The sequence below is a fragment of the Nocardiopsis sp. TNDT3 genome (genome assembly GCF_003427465.1).
In the GTDB taxonomy this organism is placed as follows: domain Bacteria; phylum Actinomycetota; class Actinomycetes; order Streptosporangiales; family Streptosporangiaceae; genus Nocardiopsis; species Nocardiopsis dassonvillei.
On record NZ_QPFC01000118.1, the window covers coordinates 1 to 6634 of the forward strand.

Annotated in this window: 6 protein-coding genes; 3 read left to right on the top strand and 3 right to left on the bottom strand. The window is 73.5% G+C overall.

Annotated elements, in window-relative coordinates:
* Positions 1-290: 290 nt before the first annotated feature.
* Entirely contained in the window at positions 291-1781 is a 1491-nt protein-coding gene (locus tag DQW06_RS03285; RefSeq protein ID WP_013152115.1) for an MFS transporter, read from the top strand.
* A 14-nt stretch (positions 1782-1795) separates the two neighbouring features.
* Positions 1796-2434, top strand: coding sequence for a TetR/AcrR family transcriptional regulator (locus tag DQW06_RS03290; protein WP_117197935.1), 639 nt, complete (start codon positions 1796-1798; stop codon positions 2432-2434).
* 68 nt (positions 2435-2502) lie between these two features.
* Here the strand turns inward: DQW06_RS03290 and DQW06_RS03295 are convergent, their stop codons facing one another.
* Positions 2503-3492 (bottom strand): DUF5937 family protein, encoded by a 990-nt coding sequence (locus DQW06_RS03295; RefSeq protein ID WP_117197936.1) that lies wholly within the window; start codon positions 3490-3492, stop codon positions 2503-2505.
* A 236-nt stretch (positions 3493-3728) separates the two neighbouring features.
* On the opposite strand from DQW06_RS03295, the gene DQW06_RS03300 reads away from it, so the two are divergent.
* Complete coding sequence (locus DQW06_RS03300; protein ID WP_117197937.1) at positions 3729-4082, top strand: cupin domain-containing protein; 354 nt, start codon at positions 3729-3731, stop codon at positions 4080-4082.
* Positions 4083-4208: 126 nt separating this feature from the next.
* On the opposite strand, the gene DQW06_RS03305 is transcribed toward DQW06_RS03300, so the two are convergent.
* The gene (locus DQW06_RS03305) at positions 4209-4748 is read right to left on the bottom strand and encodes a hypothetical protein (RefSeq protein ID WP_013152119.1); all 540 of its coding nucleotides are present in this window, start codon (positions 4746-4748) and stop codon (positions 4209-4211) included.
* 183 nt (positions 4749-4931) lie between these two features.
* The coding region (locus tag DQW06_RS03310) for an IucA/IucC family siderophore biosynthesis protein (protein ID WP_157983333.1) at positions 4932-6634 on the bottom strand (1703 nt) is incomplete at its 5' end.

Consider the following 6634-nt stretch of genomic DNA (forward strand, 5'->3'; position numbering starts at 1 on the left):
CCGCGCCCACCAGCAGCGCAGACCCGGCCAGCAGCCCCCAGGCGCCCGCCTCCACCACTCCCGACATTCCCAGCCCCTCCCGCTACCGGCGCACAGCCGAACAGCACGCCTTCCCTCACGGGTGGTAGCAGGAAGGGGCGCCGGGTGCCGCGCGGCGCGCCCCTCAGGTCCGCGAACGCCCGCGCGCCAGGGAAGACGGCCCGTCCGCACCCGGGGGCGCGGGCGCGAAACTGTACCGGACGTAAGGTAAATTTCGGCCCATGGGCTCACATCAGACGCACGCGACGGCCATGACGGCGACACGCCGGTGGCTGCTGCTGGTGACCGTGGCGGCCGGACTGCTGCTCGTCACCGTGGACAACACGATCCTGTACACCGCCCTGCCGACCCTGACCGCTCAACTGGGGGCGACGGGCGCGCAGAGCCTGTGGATCATCAACGCCTACCCGGTGGTCATGGCCGGTCTGCTGCTGGGCAGCGGCACGCTGGGCGACCGGATCGGCCACGTGCGCATGTTCGTGGTCGGGCTGGTGGTCTTCGGCCTGGCCTCGCTGGTCGCCGCGTTCTCCCCCACGGCCTGGGTCCTCATCGCCTCGCGCGCGCTGCTGGCGGTGGGCGCGGCGGCGATGATGCCCGCCACCCTGGCGCTGATCAGGATCGCCTTCCCCATCGAGCGCGAACGCAACATCGCCATCGCGGTCTGGGGCAGCGTCTCGGTGGTCGGCGGCGCGCTGGGGCCGATCGTGGGCGGGGTCCTGCTGGAGTTCTTCTGGTGGGGGTCGGTCTTCCTCCTCAACGTGCCCGTGGTCATCGCGGCGCTGGTGGCGACCGCGCTGATCGCGCCGCCCAACGTCCCCGACCCCGGCAAGCACTGGGACCTGGTCTCCTCGCTCCAGGCCATGGCCGGGCTGGTCGCCTCGGTGCTGGCGATCAAGGAGCTGGCGCACACGCCGCCGCGCTGGCCGCTCTTCGCCGCCGCCGTGGTCGTGGCCGTGGTGGCCTTCGTCCTGTTCACGCGCCGCCAGCGCCGTCTGGAGGACCCGCTGCTGGACTTCGGGGTCTTCCGCAACCCCGCCTTCACCTCCGGTGTGCTGGCCGCGGCGTTCTCGATGTTCGCCATCGGCGGCATCCAGCTCGTCACCACCCAGCGCTTCCAGCTGGTCGTGGGCTTCACGCCGCTGGAGGCCGGGCTGCTGGTGGCCGCCGTGGCGGCGGGTTCGCTGCCGACCGCGCTGCTGGGCGGGGCGTTCCTGCACCGGACCGGCCTGCTGCCCCTGATCGCGGGAGGTCTCGCCGCGGGCGTGGCGGGTGTGGTCGTCTCGCTCCTGGGCTTCCAGACGGGCATCGGCTGGCTCGTCGCGGGGCTGCTGCTGACCGGCGCCGGACTGGGTGCGGCGATGTCGGTGGCCTCCACGGCGATCATCGGCAACGCGCCCGCCAGCCGCGCCGGGATGGCCTCCTCGGTGGAGGAGGTCTCCTACGAGTTCGGCAACCTGACCGCGGTGGCCCTGATGGGCAGCCTGGTCACCTTCGTCTACGCGGCCGCCGTCCAGCTGCCGCAGGGCGCCCCGGAAGCCGCCGGGAGGAGCCTGGCCGACGCCCTGGCCTCGGCCGGGGGCGACGACGCGGTGGTCGCCGCGGCCCACGCCGCCTTCGACACCGGCTACCTGGTGGTCATGGTCGTGGTCGCGGCGGTCCTGGCGTGCGGCGCGGCCCTCACCTGGCGGCTGCTGCGCCACCATGGTCCCGGCACGTCCTCGTCGGCGTACGCGGACCACTGACACCGGGGGAGAGCATGCGCAAGAGCAACCGGACACAGATCCTGGACGCGGCCTTCCGCGTCGTCCAGCGCGACGGCGTCAGGGCCCTGACCTACGAGTCGGTGGCGGCCGAGACGGGTCTGACCAAGGGAGGGCTGCTCTACCACTTCCCCTCGCGCGAGTCCCTGCTCCAGGCCCTGCACGAACACCTGGCCCAGGGCTGGGACGACCACCTGGCGGAGGCCGCGGGGAGGAGCGCGGACCGGGCCACGCCCCGCGAGCGCCTGGCGGCCTACGCCCGCGTGGCCGCGCACAGCTCCACGCGCGCCGAGCTGCTGCTCCTGCTGGAGACCGCGAACGAACCGGCCACGCGCGCCCCCTGGGACGAGGTGATGGGGCGCTGGACGTCCGAACCGTCCGCCGGGCCGCTGACGCCGGAGGAGATGGAGCTGTTCGTGCTGCGCCTGGCGGCGGACGGCCTGTGGCTGTACGAGTCGCTGTCCAGCGGCACGCTCCCGCCCCCGCTGCGCCGGCAGGTCGCCGAGCACCTGGCCAGCGCCATCGCGCCCGGACAGGACCGGGCCGCGGAGCCGGACCGGGAAGCACCGGTTCCCGGTCCGGACGCTTCGCACGTCCCGGACGCGGAACCGGAACCGGGCGCCGGGGCCCGCTGACCGGGGATCGAGGTCTCCTGGCCGGGCGCGCGCTCCTCGCCGGGGAGCGCACGCCGGTCCGCCGTCCCTCAGGCCCCTCCGCTCACCAGGGCCTCGCCCAGCGGCGTGCGCGCGTGCATCACCCGTGTGCTCTCCCGGCGACCATCCACCAGCCCCGACCGCCGCAGGATCGACAGGTGGTGCGAGGCCGTGGAGACCGCCATCGCACAGTCCCCGGCCACCTCCGACGTGGACCGGGGCCCGTCCAGGGCCAGCAGGACGCGGGCGCGCCCCGACCCGAGCAGTTCCTCCAGCGCCTGCGCGGCGGCCGTGCCCTCACGCGTCCACGACGCCGACAGTCCGTGCACCGGGTAGAACAGCGTCGGCTGCACGGGCGGCTCGGTGAGCACCGAGCAGCGCGGCGTGCTCATGACGGAGGGCGTGAGCACCACGCCGCTGCCCTCGCAGGCCACGTCCTCGTCGTGCCTGCGCATCCCGACCTCGATCGCGTCCCGGTGCCAGCCCACGGACTCGTGCAGCGTGCCCACCATCGCGGCCACGCCGCCCGCGCCCATGCGCCGCACCCGCAGGTCGATGTCCGCGCCCAGCAGACGCCGGATCTGCGGCCAGTGCGGGGCCAGCGCGGCTTCCCAGACCGCCGTCCAGGCGTCCGAGACCAGCGCGCGGGTGCGCTCGGGGTGGGCGAACATGTCCGCCACCAGGGTGTGGCGGCGCCCCCGCGAGCGCGCGAGCACCTTGGTCAGGTCGGCCCGGACGGCTTCGGGCGGCACGCGCCGCAGGCGCTCGACTTCCTCCTCGGGGGTCATGTCCCAGGACGGGGCGGCCGTGAGGAAGTCGGGGAAGTAACCCTCGTGGCCGATCACCGTGGCCAGGTACTCGAACGACCGCCTCGGCAGCGACCCCCGCACCGCGCGCAGCCAGCCCCACTGGAGCGGGTGGCTTGAGGGGTCGAGCAGGACCCGGACCGCGTGGCACAGTTCGTGGCCCGGTGAGACGCCGAACCGGATCGCCGAGACGTCGGCCGTCCCGATCCGGAAGCGGACCCTGTTTCGACGCACATCGAAAGTGTAGAGCGCGGCGTGCCCGCCCGGCCATGGTGGAGCCACACCGAGACGGGCACAGCGAAGGGACACCGCGATGAGGTCCGCACCGCTCCACCACCATGAACCCGCCGCTCCGGGCGGCGGGGCCGAGGCGTCCGACCGGTACGCCTTCGACGGCCCCCCGACGGCCCCCCGACGGCCCGCTGGTCCGTCGACGTCCGCCCCGTGACCGGGTTCGAGGAGTGAGCACCATGGAGAGCACGACACACGACCGGGTGGTCCCCGCCGGCGAACTCCGGATGGGCGGCTCGCGCACGCTGCGCTTCGAGGGCCGCCCCCACGGCTCGGGGATCTCGTTCTTCCTCGTGGACAACGACCCCGGGCAGGGGCCCGGCTTGCACCGCCACCCCTACACCGAGACGTGGACCGTCCTGGAGGGCGAGGCCGCGTTCGCCGTCGGCGACCGCCGGTTGGCCGCCGGGGCGGGCGACACCCTGGTCGTCCAGCCCGGGGTGTGGCACGGCTTCACCAACACCGGCACGGGACGGCTGCGCGTGATGTGCGTACACGCCTCCGACACCATGATCCAGGAGTGGAAGGACTGACTCCGGCCGGACAGCATGCGCCGCCGGGCCCGGGGCCCGGCGGCATATCCGGCATAAACGGACAAAAGTGAATCTACGCCGTAAAGGAGCTGCGTTCCAGGCGGAACCAGTGAACTGACGACGAGATCACGAGGCCAGGTAGCGGCCCGCCCACCGTGCGAACGGCTCGCCGTGGCGGTCCCGCGCGCCCTCCAGCACGGCGGAGACCTCGGCGTCCGTGGGCAGGCCGCGTCCGAAGTGCTCCTGGAGCCAGGCGCGGTACCGGGCGCGCCGGGGCCCGTCCTCGTCCTGGGGCTCCCCGCGCAGGTAGGGCGGGTAGCCGTGGTCGACGCCGATCTCGGAGTCCGCACCCAGGAGCAGGACCAGCCCGCGGGGGTTCTCGGACACCACCGCCACGGCACCCTCGTCGCCGAGGACGACGACGGGCAGGTCGGCGGGGTCCTCGCGGTCGTCGTGGCGCCACAGGGCGTAGACGGAGCCGGAGCCGTTGGCCAGGGCGAAGGGGATGAGGCGGGACCGGAACGCCGGGTCCTCCGGCCAGCCGGCCAGCTGTTCCGGGTCGTCGTAGTCGAGCGTCTCGAAGCCGTCCGCGACGAAGTCACCGGCGGCCCGCTCCTCCAGTGCCCTGAGCAGGTTCAGTTCCGGTACGGGCGAGTAGGGGTCCACGGTTCCTCCTGGGCGGTGCGGTGCGCGGGCCCGAGGAACGTACCGCGCCACCACGACACCCGGGCGGCCCGGCGGGCGCCCGGGGGAGGGGCGTGCGGCCCTCCCCCCCGGAGCGGACGCGGCGTGTGCGGGCCCCGTCGGACCGCTGAGCCTATGGGAGCGGAACCCCCAGTCCCGCCGCGCCTACCGGGGCGCGGGACGGAACCCGGCGATGGGGTTCTCCAGCGTGCCGACCAGTTGCAGGCCCGCGGACGGGTCCTCCAGATCGACCATCTGGCGGTTGTTGCGCAGTTGCAGCCGGTTCAGGCACGAGAGCGCGAAGCGTTCCGCGAACAGGTCGTCGCGCGCGAAACGGTCGGCCAGGTGGGGCGCCGACGCCTGGTAGTCGGCCACGCACGCGGCCACGGTGCGCCAGAAGTCGGTCTCGGACAGGACGCCCTCACCGGCGAGGATGCCGTTGAGGAAGCGCAGGAAGCAGTCGAAGACGTCGGTGAACAGCGACAGCACCCGCATGTCGTCGGGCACCGCGCCCTGGACCCGCTCGACCCCGGGGGGCAGTTCGGCGTCGTCGTTCATCACCGCGATCTCCTCGGCGATGTCCTTGAGCAGGACCCGCTGTGGCACCCCGTCGCGCAGGACGAGGATGACGTTCTCCCCGTGCGGCATGAACACCAGGTCGTGGGCGTAGAAGCAGTGCAGCAGGGGGACGAGGTAGGCGTCGAGGTAGCGGCGCAGCCACTCCGCGGGCTCCAGGCCCGACTCGGCGATGAGCTCCGCGGCGAGGGACCTCCCCCGGGCGTCGGTGTGCAGCAGCGAGGCCATCGTGGCCAGGCGCTCGCCGGACCGCAGCCGTGTCACCGGGCTCTCGCGCCACAGCGCGGCGGTCATCTTCAGGTAGGGCGACTTCTCCGTCGAGGCCTGCGCGTAGTGCGTGGTGCGGTAACCCACCGCGGCCAGCTCGCGCAGGATCTCCACGCGCGTGGCGCGCAGGACGGGGTCGTCGGCCACGACCGAGGCGACCCAGTCGTTGATGGCCGGGGTGGCCTCCATGTACTTGGCGGACAGCCCGCGCAGGAAGCCCATGTTCAGCACCGACAGGGCGGTCTTGACGTAGTGGCGTTCGGGGGCCGAGGTGTTGAAGAAGGTCCGGATGGACTGCTGGGCGCGGTACTCGTCGGGGCCGTGGCCCAGGCACACCAGGTCGCGGCGGGCGACGTCGGCGGCGAAGGTGACCGCCAGCCGGTTCCACCACTGCCAGGGGTGGACCGGGATCAGGTGGTAGTCGGCGGGGTCCAGGCCCATGTCGGTCAGCCGCGCGTCGAAGACGGCCAGGGTCTGGGCGCCGAGTTCACCGCGCAGCAGTTCCTCGCGGTCCAGGTCGGCGGAGCAGCTGAAGACCGTGCGCTCGCGCCGCGCGGCGACCCACACCAGCCGCACCGGGGCGGCGGCCTCGGGGGCGTAGGCGCGGTACTCCGCGGCGTCGAAGCCCAGGCGCCCGTTGTTGGCGACGAAGCACGGGTGGCCCTCGGTCATCCCCGCCTCGATCTCCTGGAACCCGGCGCGCGCCAGCTCGGCGGCGCCGGGTCGGGCGCCCGACATGCGGTAGGTGCTGCTGGCCAGGGTGCTGGTGATCTCCTCCAGGTAGACGGGCAGGACGTCCTCGTCGAGCGTGAGCGTCTTGCGCAGGTCCAGGATCAGGTCGAGGGCGTCCAGGGGCAGGTGCGCGCCGTCGCGCCGCAGGTCGCGGCGGACGATGCTGTCGGCCTCGATCCGCCAGTGCTCCAGGGCCATGACGCGGGCCGCGAACCGGTACTCGACGCCGCCGTCGTCGCTGGTGACCGAGAAGAGGCCGTCGGGGCCGGGTTCGGGGGTGATCAGCCGTTCGT

Bases quoted from the DNA above. Each gene is read 5' to 3' on its own strand.
- DQW06_RS03300 (WP_117197937.1), top strand. From the start codon at position 3,729: ATGGAGAGCACGACACACGACCGGGTGGTCCCCGCCGGCGAACTCCGG.
- DQW06_RS03290 (WP_117197935.1), top strand. From the start codon at position 1,796: ATGCGCAAGAGCAACCGGACACAGATCCTGGACGCGGCCTTCCGCGTC.
- DQW06_RS03285 (WP_013152115.1), top strand. From the start codon at position 291: ATGACGGCGACACGCCGGTGGCTGCTGCTGGTGACCGTGGCGGCCGGA.